At 74.0% G+C, this 14,407-nt stretch carries 10 protein-coding genes; 8 read left to right on the top strand and 2 right to left on the bottom strand.

Features of this window, described 5'->3' with window-relative positions; all coding sequences use genetic code 11:
• Window positions 1-32 precede the first annotated feature (32 nt).
• Both BBH68_RS17010 and BBH68_RS17005 read right to left on the bottom strand, forming a co-directional pair.
• A complete protein-coding gene (locus BBH68_RS17010; RefSeq protein WP_065963290.1) occupies window positions 33-1,094 on the bottom strand; it encodes a TIGR03619 family F420-dependent LLM class oxidoreductase in 1,062 nt (353 codons plus the stop codon).
• Window positions 1,091-1,921, bottom strand: coding sequence for an Rv0792c family HTH-type transcriptional regulator (locus BBH68_RS17005; protein WP_065963288.1), 831 nt, complete (start codon window positions 1,919-1,921; stop codon window positions 1,091-1,093). The genes BBH68_RS17010 and BBH68_RS17005 overlap by 4 nt, the downstream gene beginning before the upstream one ends.
• 160 nt (window positions 1,922-2,081) lie before the next feature.
• Between BBH68_RS17005 and BBH68_RS17000 the strand changes: the two genes are divergently transcribed.
• The 8 genes from BBH68_RS17000 to BBH68_RS16965 all read left to right on the top strand — a co-directional run bounded on the left by BBH68_RS17000 (window position 2,082) and on the right by BBH68_RS16965 (window position 14,351).
• The gene (locus BBH68_RS17000; protein ID WP_065963287.1) at window positions 2,082-2,393 is read left to right on the top strand and encodes a putative quinol monooxygenase; all 312 of its coding nucleotides are present in this window, start codon (window positions 2,082-2,084) and stop codon (window positions 2,391-2,393) included.
• A 38-nt stretch (window positions 2,394-2,431) separates the two neighbouring features.
• A complete protein-coding gene (locus BBH68_RS16995) occupies window positions 2,432-3,793 on the top strand; it encodes an MFS transporter (RefSeq protein ID WP_065963284.1) in 1,362 nt (453 codons plus the stop codon).
• 271 nt (window positions 3,794-4,064) lie between these two features.
• Complete coding sequence (gene otr(A), locus BBH68_RS16990; protein WP_065963283.1) at window positions 4,065-6,167, top strand: tetracycline resistance ribosomal protection protein Otr(A); 2,103 nt, start codon at window positions 4,065-4,067, stop codon at window positions 6,165-6,167.
• A 54-nt stretch (window positions 6,168-6,221) separates the two neighbouring features.
• Entirely contained in the window at window positions 6,222-7,928 is a 1,707-nt protein-coding gene (locus BBH68_RS16985; protein WP_079151030.1) for a S1 family peptidase, read from the top strand.
• 47 nt (window positions 7,929-7,975) lie between these two features.
• Complete coding sequence (locus tag BBH68_RS16980) at window positions 7,976-10,402, top strand: serine/threonine-protein kinase (protein ID WP_079151029.1); 2,427 nt, start codon at window positions 7,976-7,978, stop codon at window positions 10,400-10,402.
• A 12-nt stretch (window positions 10,403-10,414) separates the two neighbouring features.
• Window positions 10,415-12,082: a VWA domain-containing protein gene (locus tag BBH68_RS16975; protein WP_065963280.1), complete on the top strand. Its 1,668-nt coding sequence runs from the start codon at window positions 10,415-10,417 to the stop codon at window positions 12,080-12,082.
• On the top strand, window positions 12,079-13,044 hold the full coding sequence (locus BBH68_RS16970; protein ID WP_065963279.1) for a hypothetical protein: 966 nt from the start codon (window positions 12,079-12,081) through the stop codon (window positions 13,042-13,044). Before BBH68_RS16975 ends, BBH68_RS16970 begins: the two co-directional genes overlap by 4 nt.
• Window positions 13,041-14,351: an ABC transporter substrate-binding protein gene (locus tag BBH68_RS16965; RefSeq protein ID WP_065963277.1), complete on the top strand. Its 1,311-nt coding sequence runs from the start codon at window positions 13,041-13,043 to the stop codon at window positions 14,349-14,351. The genes BBH68_RS16970 and BBH68_RS16965 overlap by 4 nt, the downstream gene beginning before the upstream one ends.
• Window positions 14,352-14,407 lie beyond the last annotated feature (56 nt).

Below are 14,407 nucleotides of genomic sequence, written 5' to 3'. Positions count from 1 at the left end.
TGCGTCGTTGGCGTCGTGGTCGCGCGGCTGGGTCAGGTGAGTTGCGTGTGCCGTGCGGGCTTGATGTGGGGCAGGATCTGCTCCCCGACGACGTCGAGACAGGTCGAGTCCGCGACGTCGGGGATGGTGAACAGGAAGTGGTCGATGCCGGCGTCCTGGTAGGCGCGGATGCGCTCGACACAGGCTTCCGGCGTCCCGGTGATCAGTCCGGTGTCGGGAATCGACTGGAAGCGGGTACGCAGCTCGTCCTGCTGTGCCGAGGAGTCGGTCGGTGCGAGCAGGGTGGTGACCGACAGGCGCAGGGTCGCCGGGTCGCGGCCGATCGCCTCGCACTCACGGTCCAGGAACGCGCGGCGCTCCGCGCACTTCTCGGCGGGCCACCATCGGACGTTGATGCCGTTGGCATGCCGGGCGGCGATGCGGTGGACCCGCAGCCCCTCGCCGCCCACCCACAGGGGCGGATGCGGCTGCTGGAGCGGGGGCGGATCGCAGACCGCCCCGTCGATGCGGTAGAAGTCACCGTGGAAGGTCGGGTGCGGTTCGGTCCACACCTGGCGCATCACCTGGAGCGACTCGCCGAGCGCGGTGACCCGGTCCCCGGTCGGGGGGAATGGGATGCCGTATGCCTCGTACTCCTGCTGGAACCAGCCCGCTCCCATGCCCAGGTCCAGTCGGCCGCCGGAGATGACATCGAGGGTGGCGGCCATCTTGGCGAGCACGGCGGGGTAGCGGTAGGAGTTGCACAGCACACTGGTGCCCAGGCGCACGGTGGTGGTGTCGCGGGACAGGGCCGACAGCGCGGTCCAGCATTCGAGCAGCGGGACCGACGACGAGCGGCTCTGCTGGGCGTCGCCGTCGCTCTCGGGTCCTGCGGTGATGCCCGCGTCCCGGACGTAGTCGTCGGGGCTGAGGGTCAGGAAGTGGTCGCACAGCCACACGGAGTCGAATCCGTAGGACTCGGCCGCCTGCGCGGCGCGGACCATGTCGGGATAGTTGCCCACGGCGAGGCCGCGGATGGTCAGGGCCAGGATCAGCCCGATGTGCGGCTCGGGCTCGTGGGCGGTGCCCGAGCCGGAGGGATCGTCGTCGTTCATGGATGTCGCCTTTCTGTCATGTCGGTCATGCCGACCGGGGCACCGGAGACGGTGCGGGGGAGCGTTACGGTGAATCCGTAGCGTTCCGGGCGGTAGTGGAAGATCACGACTTCCAGTGGGCGGTCGTCGTGGCCGAGGCTGACCCGCTCCAGGACGAGCACGGGTGCGGACTCGTCGATCTCCAGCGCCGCGGCGACGTCCGGAGAGGCTGCGGCCGCGTGGATCTGGTGCCGGGCCTGCGCGATCCGCACCCCAAGGCGCTGCTCCCACATCGTGTACGTGGTCTCGGTGGCGGGTTCGCCGGAGCGCAGCGGCCCGGCCGCCTCCAGCACCCGCGTCGGGAGGTGGATCGTGACGAGCGCGACCGGCTTCTCCCCGTCCCCGTACCGGCGCCGGATCGTCAGCACCTCGGACTCCCCGAGGACCTGCGCGACGTGGGGCGTAGCGGATTCGACCCCGAAGCCCAGGACGTCGATGTGCGGTGTGACGCCCTGTTCGAGCAGGACCTCGGTGATGGTGCGCACGCCGGAGGACAGCTCCTGGTCCACCGGTTCGGAGACGAAGGTGCCCAGTCCCTGCTTGCGTACCACCCAGCCCTGCGACTCCAGCGCACCCACGGCGGCACGGACCGTGATGCGGCTCAGACCGGTCTCAGCGATCAGCTCCCGTTCCGTGGGCAGCCGCGTTCCCGGCGGCAGCTGCTGCTTGAGGATCAGTGCCTTGATCTGCTCCGCCAGCTGCGTCGTCGCCGGTGTCCGGCCCCGTTCGATCCGGAATCCGGCGGCCGACAGGTCGAAGCGGGGCTCGTTGCCCATGTCAGATGTCATAAGTCGTATTGAACCCGGCAGCAGGCCTGGACGCGTAACACCCCCTTCGGGTGTCACGGTCGGCGGGGCCACCGAACCCTTGACGCATGTCATAAGACGTTTTATAACGTCTTACATCTGGTGGGCGCAAGTAGCCCCGCCGGGAATCAAAGGAGTCCTCGTGTCAGACCAGAACCACGTGACCGTGATCGCCCGCTTCACCCCGGCCTCAGACCGCGCTCCGCAGCTGCGGGCCCTGCTCGAAGGGATGATCGCCCCGACCCGCTCCGAGCCGGGATGCCGCTCCTACGACCTCTACACCACCGAGACGGAAGCCTCGGACTTCGTCCTCCTGGAGCGCTACGAGGACTCCGCGGCCCTGGAGGCACACCGCACGACGGCCCACTACAAGGCGTACCGGGCCCAGCTCTCCGACCTCCTCGCCAAACCGGTCGAGGTTTCCGTCCTCAGGCCGGTCGACGTCATCGGCTGACGACGGGCACGTCGCGCGACCGCTCAAAGGAGAGCACCATGTCCGACCTGCAAAACGACGTGTCGCCCCCCAGACCTCTCGGCCCGTCCCCAGCCGTGCGCCACATCGACAAAAGCAGCCGCCGTGCGCTGTTCGCGTCCTGGCTGGGATGGACCTTCGACGGATTCGAGACCTACGCCCTCGTCCTCGTCGCCCCCACAGCCGTCATGGCGGTGGGCACCGAAGCACAGCTGGCAGACCTTCCCACCTACGTCAGCGGCCTGCTCGCGGCCACCCTCGCCGGCTGGGCGCTCGGCGGGATCCTCGCCGGCTTCGCGGCCGACCGACTAGGCCGACGCCGCACCCTCATCCTCTCCATCCTCTGGTACGCCCTCTTCACCGGTCTGACCGCACTCGCACCCGACTACTGGTGGCTGCTCACCCTGCGCTTCATCACCGGCATGGGACTGGGAGCGGAGTGGGGCAGCGCCACCGCCCTGATCGGCGAACTCTGGCCGGACCGTTCACGAGGACGAGCCGCCGCAGTACTTCAGTCGGGCTTCGGTGTCGGCGCGGTCATCGCCGCGCTGGCCTGGTACCTGCTGGAGCCCGTGGGCGACAACGCCTGGCGCTACCTCTTCCTGATCGGCACGCTCCCGGCACTCATCGTCCTCTACGTACGGCGGGCCGTCCGCGACCCGGAGATGTGGACCTCGGTCCGCGACCGGCGGCGCAAGGCCAAAGCCGCCCAGGAAGCCGGCACCACCGTCGCAGCCGCAGACAGGGAACTCCTGCGCTCCCCCTTCACCGCCGTCTTCAGCCACGCCCACCTGCGCCGTCGCGGACTGCGGCTGCTCGTGCTGACTGTCGTGTCGGTCATCGGCCTGTACGCCGTGTCGGCCTGGATCCCCGCATACACCGCCCAACTCGGCGAGGACACCGGCGAGACGGGCACCCGATGGGGTGCCAACGCCGGCCTGGTGTTCAACAGCGCCTCCGTACCCGGCTACCTCCTGCTCGGTTACCTGGCCGACCGCTGGGGCCGAAAACCCACCATGCTCCTCTACTACTCCGTATCCGCGGCCGTCGTCCCGGTCCTCTTCTTCGCCGTCCACACCCCGCAGGCGGCACTGGCCGTGGCAGCGGTGGCCGGGTTCTTCGTCCTGGGCCAGTTCGCCTGGATGCCCATCTACATGCCCGAGCTGTTCCCCACCTCGGGTCGCGCCACAGCGATCTCCGCGGTGTTCAACTCCGCGCGCATCGCAGGCGCGCTGGTCACCCTCGGCACCGGAATGCTCATCAACCTGCTCGGCGGGATCACTGCCGCTGCCACGGTCGTCGGAGTGGCGATGTACGTCATCGCCATCGCCACCGTCTGGTTCGTCGGGCCGGAGACCAAGGGACAACCCCTCCCCCAGTAAGCCGCTTCCAGGGCCCCACCGGCCACGACCGCACAACGGCAGCCGGTGGGACCACCACACCACCTGACCGGTCAGGCAGGCATAGGACTCCGCCCGGAAGCATGACACGTCGGCAAGATCCTCCGCCGTGCGATATTCGGTTGACACCGCCGCTCACGCTGACAGGATGGCCCGCGTCCGTCCGACCAGCGACAGGAGCATGCGATGCGCCGATTCCTCGGAACGACCCAGCGCCCCCACCGGACGACCGTTCTCGAGGACTTCTCCACGCATGCCCACGTCACACACCCCGCGCGCCCCGCGCATCACCCGGACCGTCAACATCGGCATCCTGGCGCACGTCGACGCCGGTAAGACCAGCCTCACCGAGCGCCTGCTCTTCGACACCGGAGCCATCGACCGCCTCGGCAGCGTCGACAGCGGCACCACCCAGACCGACAGCGGCGACATCGAGCGCGAACGCGGCATCACCGTGCGCTCCGCGGTCGCCTCCTTCGCCGTCGGGCCGGCCCAGGTCAACCTGATCGACACGCCCGGCCACTCGGACTTCATCGCCGAGGTCGAGCGCGCCCTCGGCGTGCTCGACGGCGCGGTCCTGGTGCTGTCCGCGGTCGAGGGCGTCCAGGCGCAGACCCGGGTGCTCATGAAGACCCTGCGGCGGCTGCGGCTGCCGACCCTGCTCTTCGTCAACAAGATCGACCGCGCGGGCGCCCGCCAGGACGGGCTGCTGGCCGACATCCGGCACAAGCTGGCCCCGCACCCGGTCGCCATGACGGCCGTACGGGACCTGGGCACGCGGGACGCCCGCGCCCTGCCCCGGTCGCTCGACGACGCCGACTTCCGCGCCCACGCGGCCGAGGCGCTGGCCGAGACCGACGACGCGCTGCTGGCCCGGGTCCTGGACGGGCCCCCGCCCACGGCCGCCGAGCTGCGGGCCGCGCTGGCCGCCGGCACGGCGGAGGGCCGCGTCCACCCGGTGTTCTTCGGCTCGGCGCTGAGCGGCGAGGGCGTCGGCGCGCTCGTCCGCGCGATGGTGCGCCTGCTGCCGCCCGCGCCCGGCGGCCCGGACGGGGCGAACAGCCAGGAGGGGACGGGCGGGGCCGCGCCGCGGGGGACGGTGTTCGCCGTGGAGCGGCGGGCCGGCGCCCCGGGAAAGACCGCCTATCTGCGGCTGTTCGCGGGCGAGCTGGCCGTGCGGCAGCGGGTGACGCTCCACCGCCACGGGCCGGGCGGCACGCCCGTCGAGTACACCGGCCAGATCACCTCGCTCGACGTCGTCGGCCGGGCCGGCGCGGAGGCCGGGGCGGGGCGGCTGACGGCGGGGAACATCGCGAAGGTGCGGGGCCTGGCGGAGGTACGGGTCGGCGACCGGCTCGGCCCGGCCGCCGCCGGGACCAACACCAAGAGCACCGCCGAGACCCACGCCGACACCGCGACCAACGCCGACACCACGGCCGGCACCGGCACCGCCACCCACTTCGCCGCGCCCAGCCTGAGCACCGTCGTGCGCGCCCGGCAGCCCGGCCCCGGCCCCGCCGCGCGGCTGCACGCCGCCCTGCTCACCCTGGCCGACCAGGACCCGCTGATCCACACCCGCGCGCTGCCGGGCGGCGCCACCTCCGTACTGCTGTACGGCGAGGTGCAGAAGGAGATCATCGCGGCGACCCTCGCCCGCGACTTCGGCATCGAGGCCGACTTCGAGCCCAGCCGGCCGGCCCACATCGAGCGGCCCGTGGGCGTCGGCGAGGCGTGCGAGGAGATCGCCCGGCGCGGGCACACCGGCCTCTGGGCCACCATCGGGCTGCGCGTCGAGCCCGCCCCGGCCGGCTCCGGGGCGGCCTTCCGGTACGAGACCGAACTGGGCGCGCTCCCCCGCGCCTTCCACCACGCCATCGAGGAGACCGTGTACGAGACGCTCGCCCAGGGCCACGAGGGGCGGCCGGTGACCGACTGCGTGGTCACCCTCGTCCGCTCGGGCTTCTGCAGCCCGGTCAGCACCGCGGGCGACTTCCGCGACCTGACCCCGGTGGTGCTGGAGCGCGCGCTGCGCGACGCCGGGACACGGGTGTACGAGCCCTGCCACGCCTTCGAGCTGGAGATCCCGCACGACGCGCTGGCCCCGGTCTCCGCGCAGCTCACCGCGGCGGAGGCCGACATCGCCGACGCCCGGGAGACCGCGGGCGGGGAACCGGCCTGGCTGCTCGAAGGGCGGATCCCGGCCCGGGAGGTGCACGGCGTGAAGCGGTGGCTGCCGGGCCTGACCCGCGGTGAGGCCGTGTGGTGGTCCCGGCCGTCCGGATACCGCCCCCTGGGGCGCGACCGGCGCAAGCCGGACGTACGCCCCCTCACCCCTCCCGCTCACCCTTTCCCGTGACTCATCGGCCCGATGGGGTCACTTCCGTACGTCCCGGGCGTATGCTCTGGCCACATGGGGGCGGAAATCGGCAATCCCGCCAACGCGCCCGCCCACGACGGGACTTGGCGGGTACGGATCCGTAGTACGGCCGGCGAGGTCCTGGGCGCCGGAATCCTTCTGGGCAGCGAGACGGTGCTGACGTGCGCCCATGTGATCCCCGAGGACGGGCGGCCGGTGCCGGCCACGGAAGTCCTGGTCGACCTGGTCGGCGTGCCCGACGCCGAGCCCGTCGGCGCGCGCGTCGCCGTCGGCTGCTGGGTCCCGCCGCGCGCCGACGACTGCGGCGATGTGGCGCTGCTGACCCTCAGCCGCCCGCAGCCCGCCGAGCACGCCGCGCCGCTGTTCCGGCTGCCCCCGGTGGCCGGGCGGCCGGTGCGGATGTGCGGCTTCCCCTACGGCAACGACCACGGTATGTGGTCCTCGGCCCGGATCGCGGGCACCGCCGGCCCCCGCGCGGAGTGGGTCCAGCTGGACCCGGAGTCGCGCGGACACGTGGTGCGGCACGGCTTCAGCGGTGCCGGGGTCGAGGACACGGAGACCCGGCATGTCATCGGCATGGTGGTCAGCCGCTACGACGACTCCGACAGCGTGCCCAGCGCCGAGCGGCGGCACTTCTCGTACATGATCCCCGTCGAGACGATCGCCCGGCATCTGCCCCGGGTCCGCCCGGGCGGCCACCGCGGCGTCGACCCGCCTCTGGTCTCCCCGCTCACCGACGGGGTGCAGGACATCGGCTTCGCCCAGCGGCTGGCCCTGTGGCTGCGGCGGGAGAGCCTGGCCGGGCGGGAGGGGATCGCCGACGTGGAGACGGTCGTGATCGCCGACGACGACAGCGACCGGTACGAGGCGCTCAGCCGGGCCGTGACGCTCGCCGACCGCGAGCTGTCCGGGGGCCGCGCCGAGGAGGCGCTGTCCGCCGCGCCGCGCGACACGGTCCCGCCGATCGGCAGCCTGGACCTGGCCCTCGACGTCACCGGCCGCACCGACACCGACGTGGCCAAGCGGGTCGCCGACCGGATGGACCTCAAGTCGCTCGGGGACACCTCGCCGCTCAGCCGGATCCGGGCCAACGCGGTGCCGCTGACCATCGTGGCGGTGAGCGTCGACCGGGCCCACGACCCGGAGGCCATGGTCCGCTTCATGAAGCTGCTCGCCGACCAGGGCAGCCGGCTGATGCTGGTCTTCCGCGACCCCGGGGCGCCGGGGCTGCGCCTGGCCGAGCGGCTGTTCCGCCCGGACCGGGCGCGGATCGACGCGTGGCTGGAGGAGCTGGCCGGGCAGGTGACCCGCGCCGAGGCCCGCGAGCGCGAGGCCGCCGAGCGGCGCGCGCTGCTCTCCCCCGCGCCCGGCCCGCCGTACACCCGCAGCGCCGCCGTGCTGCGCATCAACCTGCTCCGGCTGCGCGCCGACCCCGGGCTGCACACCCATCACATCATCGCCAAGCTGGCCATGTTCGAGCACTCCGTGGCCACGGCCCTGCGGCGCGCCGAAGCGGCGCTCCGCGCGGCCGAGGAGCAGCTCAGGCGCGTTCCCGAGCTGGAGGGGCTGCTGCGCGCCTCCGCCGCGGGCGCGGGGGCCCGGGCCATCTCCGAGCACCCCGAGCTGATCCCGCTCCAGCGCGCGGCGGTCGAGCTGCTGGAGGCCGCGCCGTACGACGTGGCGGCCGCGCAGGAGGCGGTGGACCGGTTCGTGCGCGCCGTCAACGAGATCGGGCCGTAGGCGGCCTCCCAGGGCCGATGCGCGGAAAACGGGGAGGAACGGGGACGATGACGGACGGGACGGCGGACGGTGCGGCAGGCGGGGCGACGGGTGGGGCGGGAAACGGCGGGGCGCGCGGCGGGGCGGCGGTCTGCGTCCGCCCCGACTGCCCGGCCGCGGGCCGCGCCCCGATCAACGCCCGGGGGTTCTGCCCGGAGTGCGGCCGCAGGCCGCTGGGCCACACCCCGGGCGGCCCCTCCGGAACCGGCCCCCTGCCCGGCCCCCGCCCCGTCCCCGACGCGCCCGCCTCCGCCGCCGGCCTCCTGGAGTCCGAGTCGACCGCCACCGCCGTGCGCGCCCAGCGCCGCGCCGTCGCCCGGAAGTTCACCGTCCGGCCCGCGGGCGAGGGACTGATGGACCTGCCGCGGGTCGAACTCCCCTCCCTCCGCCATCTGATCGACGACGACCCCCAGCCGCCCCCGCAGGGACAGCCCTGCGCCGGGCCGGACTGCGAGGAGATCGTGGGCGCGCCCTACGCCGGGCAGCCCGCGCTGTGGGCCGGGGTCTGCCACCGCTGCCGCCACCCCTTCGACTTCACCCCGCAACTGCGCCCCGGGGACCTGCTGGGCGGCCAGTACGAGGTGGTGGGCTGTGTCACGTACGGCGGGCAAGGCTGGGTCTACCTCGCCGAGGACACCCAGCTCGACCACCAGCCCGTCGCCGTCAAGGGGCTGCTCAACGACGACGACGAGGCCGCGCAGCACGCTGCCATCGAGGAACGCCGCTATCTGACCCTGCTCGACCACCCGGGCATTCTGCGCATCATCAACTACGTGTCCCACCCGGACCACGACAGCGGACGCCTGCGGGGCTACATCGTGATGGAGTTCGTGGCCGGGGTGACCCTCGCGCAGATCAGGGACTACATCGCGCGGTCCGTCCCGCCGTTCGACGGGCCCCGCGTCCACCAGCACATCCTTACCTACGGCGCGCACATCCTGGACGCGCTGGAGTATCTGCACGGCGAGAAGCTCGTCTACTGCGACCTCAAGCCGAGCAACGTCATGCACTACGAGGGCCGGGTCAAGGTGATCGACCTCGGCGCGGTCCGCCGGCTGGGGCAGCGGCACGGCCGGCCCGTCATCACCGAGAAGCTCGCCGCCCCCGAGGTGGTCTACCGCGGCGCCGCCGCCCTCACCGAGCTGCACGACATCTACGGGGTCGGCAAGACCCTCGGGAGCCTGTCCCAGCAGGCCAAGCGGGCCGCGCAGCGGCCGCCGGGCCTCGGCGCCGCGTCGTACGGGCGGCTCCTGGCCCGCGCCACGGCCCACGACCCGCGGCGGCGGTTCGGCTCCGCGCGCGAGATGGCCGAGCAGCTGCGTGGCGTGCTGCGGGAGATCCACTCGCTGCGGCTGGAGCGGGAGCAGCCCGAGCCGTCCACGCTCTTCGCCCCGACCGCGGCCCTGCTGGACTCCGGTCTCGGCCGGATCCCGGGCCTGGAGCGCTGGCTGACCGGGGAGGCCCGCCCGGTGCTCGCGGACGGCCGGCCCGGCCCCGCCGAGGTGCCGCCCGGGCTGCCGGTGCCGTTCCCCGACCCCGGGGACCCGGGCGCGGCACTGCTCAACACCCCGACCAGCAGCGGTCCGCGGCGGCTGATCGAGCAGTTGGGCGCCTTCCCGCACGAGTCCGCCGAAATACGATTCCGCACCTGCCGCGCCCATCTCGAACTCGACGAGCCGGCCGAGGCGGACGCCCAGGTGAGGGCCGCCGAGCGGATCGTCGGCACGGACGCCGCCCCGTACGACTGGCGGCTGAACTGGCACCGCGCGCTGGTGCGGCTCGCCGAGGGCGCCGTGGAGGCGGCCCGGAAGGAGTTCGACGCGGTGTACGGGGCGCTGCCCGGGGAGTACGCGCCCAAGCTCGCCCTCGGGTACTGCGCCGAGAAGCTGGGCGAGCACGCCGACGCCGAGCTGTTCTACCAGGCGGTCTGGCAGCGCAACCGCTCGCAGGGCAGCGCGGCCTTCGGCCTGGCCCGGCTGCGGCTGGCCGCGGGCGACCGCACCGGGGCGGTCGACGTCCTCAGCGGGGTGCCCAAGGTCTCCCGCCACCACGACGCCGCCCAGATCGCCACGGTCCGGGTGCTGGCCGGCCGGCTGGGCCACCCGGACGGGCTGCCGACCGAGGCGGACTTCGCGGAGGCGCTGACCCGGCTGCCGCGGCTGTACCTGGACGACGGGCGGGCCAAGGGCCACGCCCGGGAGCGGCTCAGGGCCGAGGTGCTGGAGACCGCCTTGGACTGGGTGCTCCGGTACGGCGGCGGCCAGGGCGGCGTGCGGCAGCCGGGGGCGCTGTTCGGGGAGCCGGACGAGAAAACCGTGGTGCGGGCCAGGCTCGAGGAGGCCCTGCGGGCCCTGGCCCGGCAGGCGGACAGCCCGGAGGCCCTGGAGGTGCTGGTCGACCGGGCCAACGCCGTCAGGCCCATGACCCGCGTCTGACAGGGGGATCGGTTGAGCCAGGACACAGCGACAGCGGAGCACGACACGACGGACGGCGAGGCGGAGGAGGACGGCGGCCCGGCCTTCCTGCTGAGCGTGGAGCAGAACGAGTACCTTCCGGCCGCCGCGGGCCGCGCCGAGATGCACGCGATCGTCCGGGTCGAGGCCCGGGGGCTGGGCCGGGCGGCGGCGCGCGCCGCGGCCTGCGAGGTCATCGTCATCGACTGCTCCTCGTCGATGAGCTGGCCCGCGCCGAAGATGCGGGCGGCCCGCAAGGCCACCGTCGCGGCCGTGGAAGCGCTGCGCGAGGGCACGCGGTTCGCGGTGGTCCGGGGCACCGAGCGGGCGGAGGTGGTCTATCCGCCCACCGGCGGGGTCGCGGTCGCCGGGCCCGACACCAAGGCGGCCGCCGCGCGCGCCGCGACGCGGCTGACCCCGGTGGGCGGCACCGCGATCGGCGCCTGGCTCGACCTCGCCCGCCGCCTCCACACCGGGCAGCCCGCGCCGCTCCGGCATACCCTGCTGCTCACCGACGGCAAGAACGAGCACGACGAGCCCGGCCATCTGGATCGGGTGCTCGACGAGTGCGCGCCGTGCTTCAGCTGCGACGCGCGCGGCATCGGCGACGACTGGGACGCCGTCGAGCTGAAGGAGATCGTGCGGCGGCTGCGCGGCCGGGCGGACGCGGTGCTCGACGTCTCCGATCTGCCGGCCGAGTTCGAGGCGATGGCGCGCGGCTCGATGGCCAGGGCGCTGACCGGGGTGCGGATCCGGGTGCGGACGCGCGCGGGCGGCGCGGTCGGCATGGTCAAGCAGGTGTACCCGACCCGGGTGGACCTCACCGCCGAGGGCGTCCGGCCCGACGAGCGCACCTGGGAGTGGACCACCGGGCCGTGGGGCGACGAGGTGCGCGAGTACCACCTGTGCGTGCTGGCCGACCCGGAAGGGGACGCGCAGGACGAGGAGATCGAGCTCGCCGAGGTGGCGCTGTCGCCGGCGGAGGACACCGGGGCATGCGCGGAGGGCGCGGGAGAAGGCAGGGACGGCGGAGAAGGTGGGGACGGCGGACAAGGCGGGGGCGGCGGACAAGGCGGGGGCGGCGCGGGCTCCGGAGAAGGCGCGGGAGGCGGGGGCGGCGCGGGTGGCGCGGGCGGCGTGCGGATGCCGGCCGCGCGGTCCGTCCTGGTCCGCTGGACGGACGACCCGCTGCTGTCCTCCCGTATCCACCCCCGGCTCGCGCACTACGGCACGGACGACGCCCTGGGCCTGGCCGTCACCGCCGCCTACGACGCGTATGTGGCGGGCGAGCCCCGGCAGGCCCTGGCGCACTGGGGCCGGGCCGTGCGGCTGGCCCACGAGCTCGGCAACGGCAAGATGCTGGACCGGCTGCGCGGGCTGGTCGACATCGTGGACGCGGCGGCGGGCGAGGTGCGGCTGCGCGAGCGGATCCGGCCCCTGGACCTGAACTCCGCCATGGTGCTGTCGGAGGAGAGCAGCCGCTACCGGGGCGCGGGCCAGGCAGCCGCCGCGCCCGCCGCGTCCCCGGCACCCCTCGCCCCCGCCCCCGCCCCCGCCGACATCGAGTGCCCCGACTGCGCGCGCCTGGCCCCCGCCGGCGCGGCCTTCTGCCAGCAGTGCGGCACCCCCTTCGGCCCCGACACCCCGGCCGGTGCGGTGTGACCGGCACCCGCGGCTTCCTGGTCCGCCGCCTGATGACGCTGCTGCTGCTCTCGGCGGCCGTCACGGCCGCGCTGTTCACCGCGTACTACGGCGTCAGCCGCAACACCCACGCCGTACGCGACGAGTCGGCCCCCGCGATCCTCCAGGTGGCCGCCGCCGAGGTGGCCCTGGACGACTCGTACGACGGCGCGGAGCGCAGCCTCACCGGTGGCACCGGGGACATCGAGGGTCTCGGCGAGGACTACCGCACCACGCTGTCCACGGCCAACCAGGCCCTGGCCCAGGCCCTCAAGAGCACCACCGCGGGCACCTCGGCCCGCCAGTCGCTGCTGACCGTCACCGGCCTGGTCTCCTCCTACGGCGACCTCATCCAGCAGGCGTACGTCAACCGCGACAACGCCGCCCTCCGCGACGCCTACCTGGGCTATGCGGAAACGATGCTGCGCGGCGGCGACGGCTCGGCCGCGCGGGTGCGGCCCGGCGACAGCGACATCCTCGCCCGGCTGGCGAAGGTGCAGGGCAAGCAGCTCCGCCTGCTCGACCAGCAGACCTCCTTCGGCCGGCTGCTGACCCTCGCGTGGTGGGTGCTGGTCCCGGCGGCGTACCTCGCGGCGGCCGTGCTGCTGGTGCGCACCCAGCGCTTCCTGCGCCACCGCTTCCGTCGCCGCTTCAACCCCGCCCTGCTCGTGGCCACCGGGCTGCTGCTCCTCGCGGTGCCCACCCTGGCCGTCCTCAGCTACCAGACGCAGGACCGGCTGTCCCAGGCCCGCACCAGCCTGCGCCAGCCGAACATCGGCAACGCCCCCGACACCACCAACAAGAGGGTGAGCACGAAGATGGCGGAGACCCACTGGCGCACCGGCGCCGTGGCGTGGATACCGATGGGCGGGGTGCTCCTCGCCGCGCTCGTCCTGGTCGGGCTCCAGCCGCGCATCGACGAGTACAGGTTCCGGGCCCGATGAGCGCCGCCACCCGCCCGAACGTGACCGCCGCCGTGCTCGCCCTGTGGCTGGTGCTCCTGTGCGCCCTCGGCACGGGCGACGCGGGCGCCCAGCGGTCCGGCGGCACGATCCGCGTGCTGGCCTCCTGGACCGGCTCCGAGGAGGACGCCTTCCGCCAGGTGCTGGACGCCTTCACCGCCGAGCACCACATCAGGGTCGAGTACCAGGGCACGACCGCGCTGCGCGAGGTGCTGCTCTCCGAGGTGCGCTCCGGCACCCCGCCCGACATCGCCGTGCTGCCCAGCTCGGGGGAGCTGACCGCGTACGCGGCGAACGGCTATCTGGCCGAGCTGGGCCCGGTGGTCCCCGAGGGGGAGTACACCCCGCTGTGGACGCCCCGGCTGACGGAGAACGGGCCGGTCTACGGGATCGCGGTCAAGGCCGACCTCAAGGGCATCGTCTGGTACGACGGCACCCGCCACCGCCCCCGGGACCTCCCGGCCCTGGCCGCCGACGGCCGCCAGTGGTGCGTGGGCATGGGCGACGGCGCCACCTCCGGCTGGCCCGGCACGGACTGGATCGAGGACATCCTGCTGCGGCAGCAGGGCAAGCAGGTCTACGAGCGCTGGGCCACGGGCGAGCTGGCGTGGGACGACCCGCGGGTCGCCCGGGCCTGGCGGACCTGGGGCGAGCTGTTCTCGGGGGCGGCCGCGAAGGCCGCGCTGGGCACCGACTTCCGGGCGGCGGGGAAGCAGCTGTTCGCCAAGCGCCCGCCGTGCGCCCTGGAACACCAGGGCTCCTTCATCCGCGGCAGCTACCCCGGCCCCCACCGGGCCCGCTTCGGCTTCTCCTCCGACGTGCTCGGGCCGCCCCGGCCGCCCGGCGGGCCGGGCGGCGCCCACGAGGTGTCCGGGGACTTCGCCGCGCTGTTCAAGAACACCGGCCACACCGAGCAGGCGCGGGAGCTGCTGCGCTATCTCGCCGGGGTCGAGGGGCAGCGGACCTGGGCCGAGCACACCCCTCCGGGCTCCGCCAGGCCGTTCTCCGCGAACAGCGAGGTGCCCGTGTCCGTCCAGCGCGACGACAGGATCGCCCAGTCGATCGCGCGGACGCTCCAGTCCTCCTCGCTGTGCCTGGACGCGTCCGACGCCATGCCGCCGCGCATGCGGCTCGCCTTCCAGCGCGCGGTCCTGACCTTCCTCAGCTATCCGGACGCGGACAAGGAGAACCGCCTGGGCCCGCTGCTGGGCAGCCTGGAGAAGGTCCACCGGAGCACCGAGCAGGGCGGGGACGAGCACCAGCCCTGGCCGTCGACGGTGTGCCGCTAGTGGCCCGCGGCCCGGCCCGGGTGCTTCCCGGGCCGGGCCGGCCCCGCCGGGGCCGG

It is taken from the genome of Streptomyces sparsogenes (assembly GCF_001704635.1).
GTDB lineage: Bacteria > Actinomycetota > Actinomycetes > Streptomycetales > Streptomycetaceae > Streptomyces > Streptomyces sparsogenes.
This window is presented reverse-complemented; position numbering and strand designations above follow the sequence as displayed.

Bases quoted from the DNA above. Each gene is read 5' to 3' on its own strand.
- BBH68_RS16995 (WP_065963284.1), top strand. From the start codon at position 2,432: ATGTCCGACCTGCAAAACGACGTGTCGCCCCCCAGACCTCTCGGCCCG.
- BBH68_RS16985 (WP_079151030.1), top strand. From the start codon at position 6,222: ATGGGGGCGGAAATCGGCAATCCCGCCAACGCGCCCGCCCACGACGGG.
- BBH68_RS16965 (WP_065963277.1), top strand. From the start codon at position 13,041: ATGAGCGCCGCCACCCGCCCGAACGTGACCGCCGCCGTGCTCGCCCTG.
- BBH68_RS17010 (WP_065963290.1), bottom strand. From the start codon at position 1,094: ATGAACGACGACGATCCCTCCGGCTCGGGCACCGCCCACGAGCCCGAG.
- BBH68_RS16980 (WP_079151029.1), top strand. From the start codon at position 7,976: ATGACGGACGGGACGGCGGACGGTGCGGCAGGCGGGGCGACGGGTGGG.
- BBH68_RS17005 (WP_065963288.1), bottom strand. From the start codon at position 1,921: ATGACATCTGACATGGGCAACGAGCCCCGCTTCGACCTGTCGGCCGCC.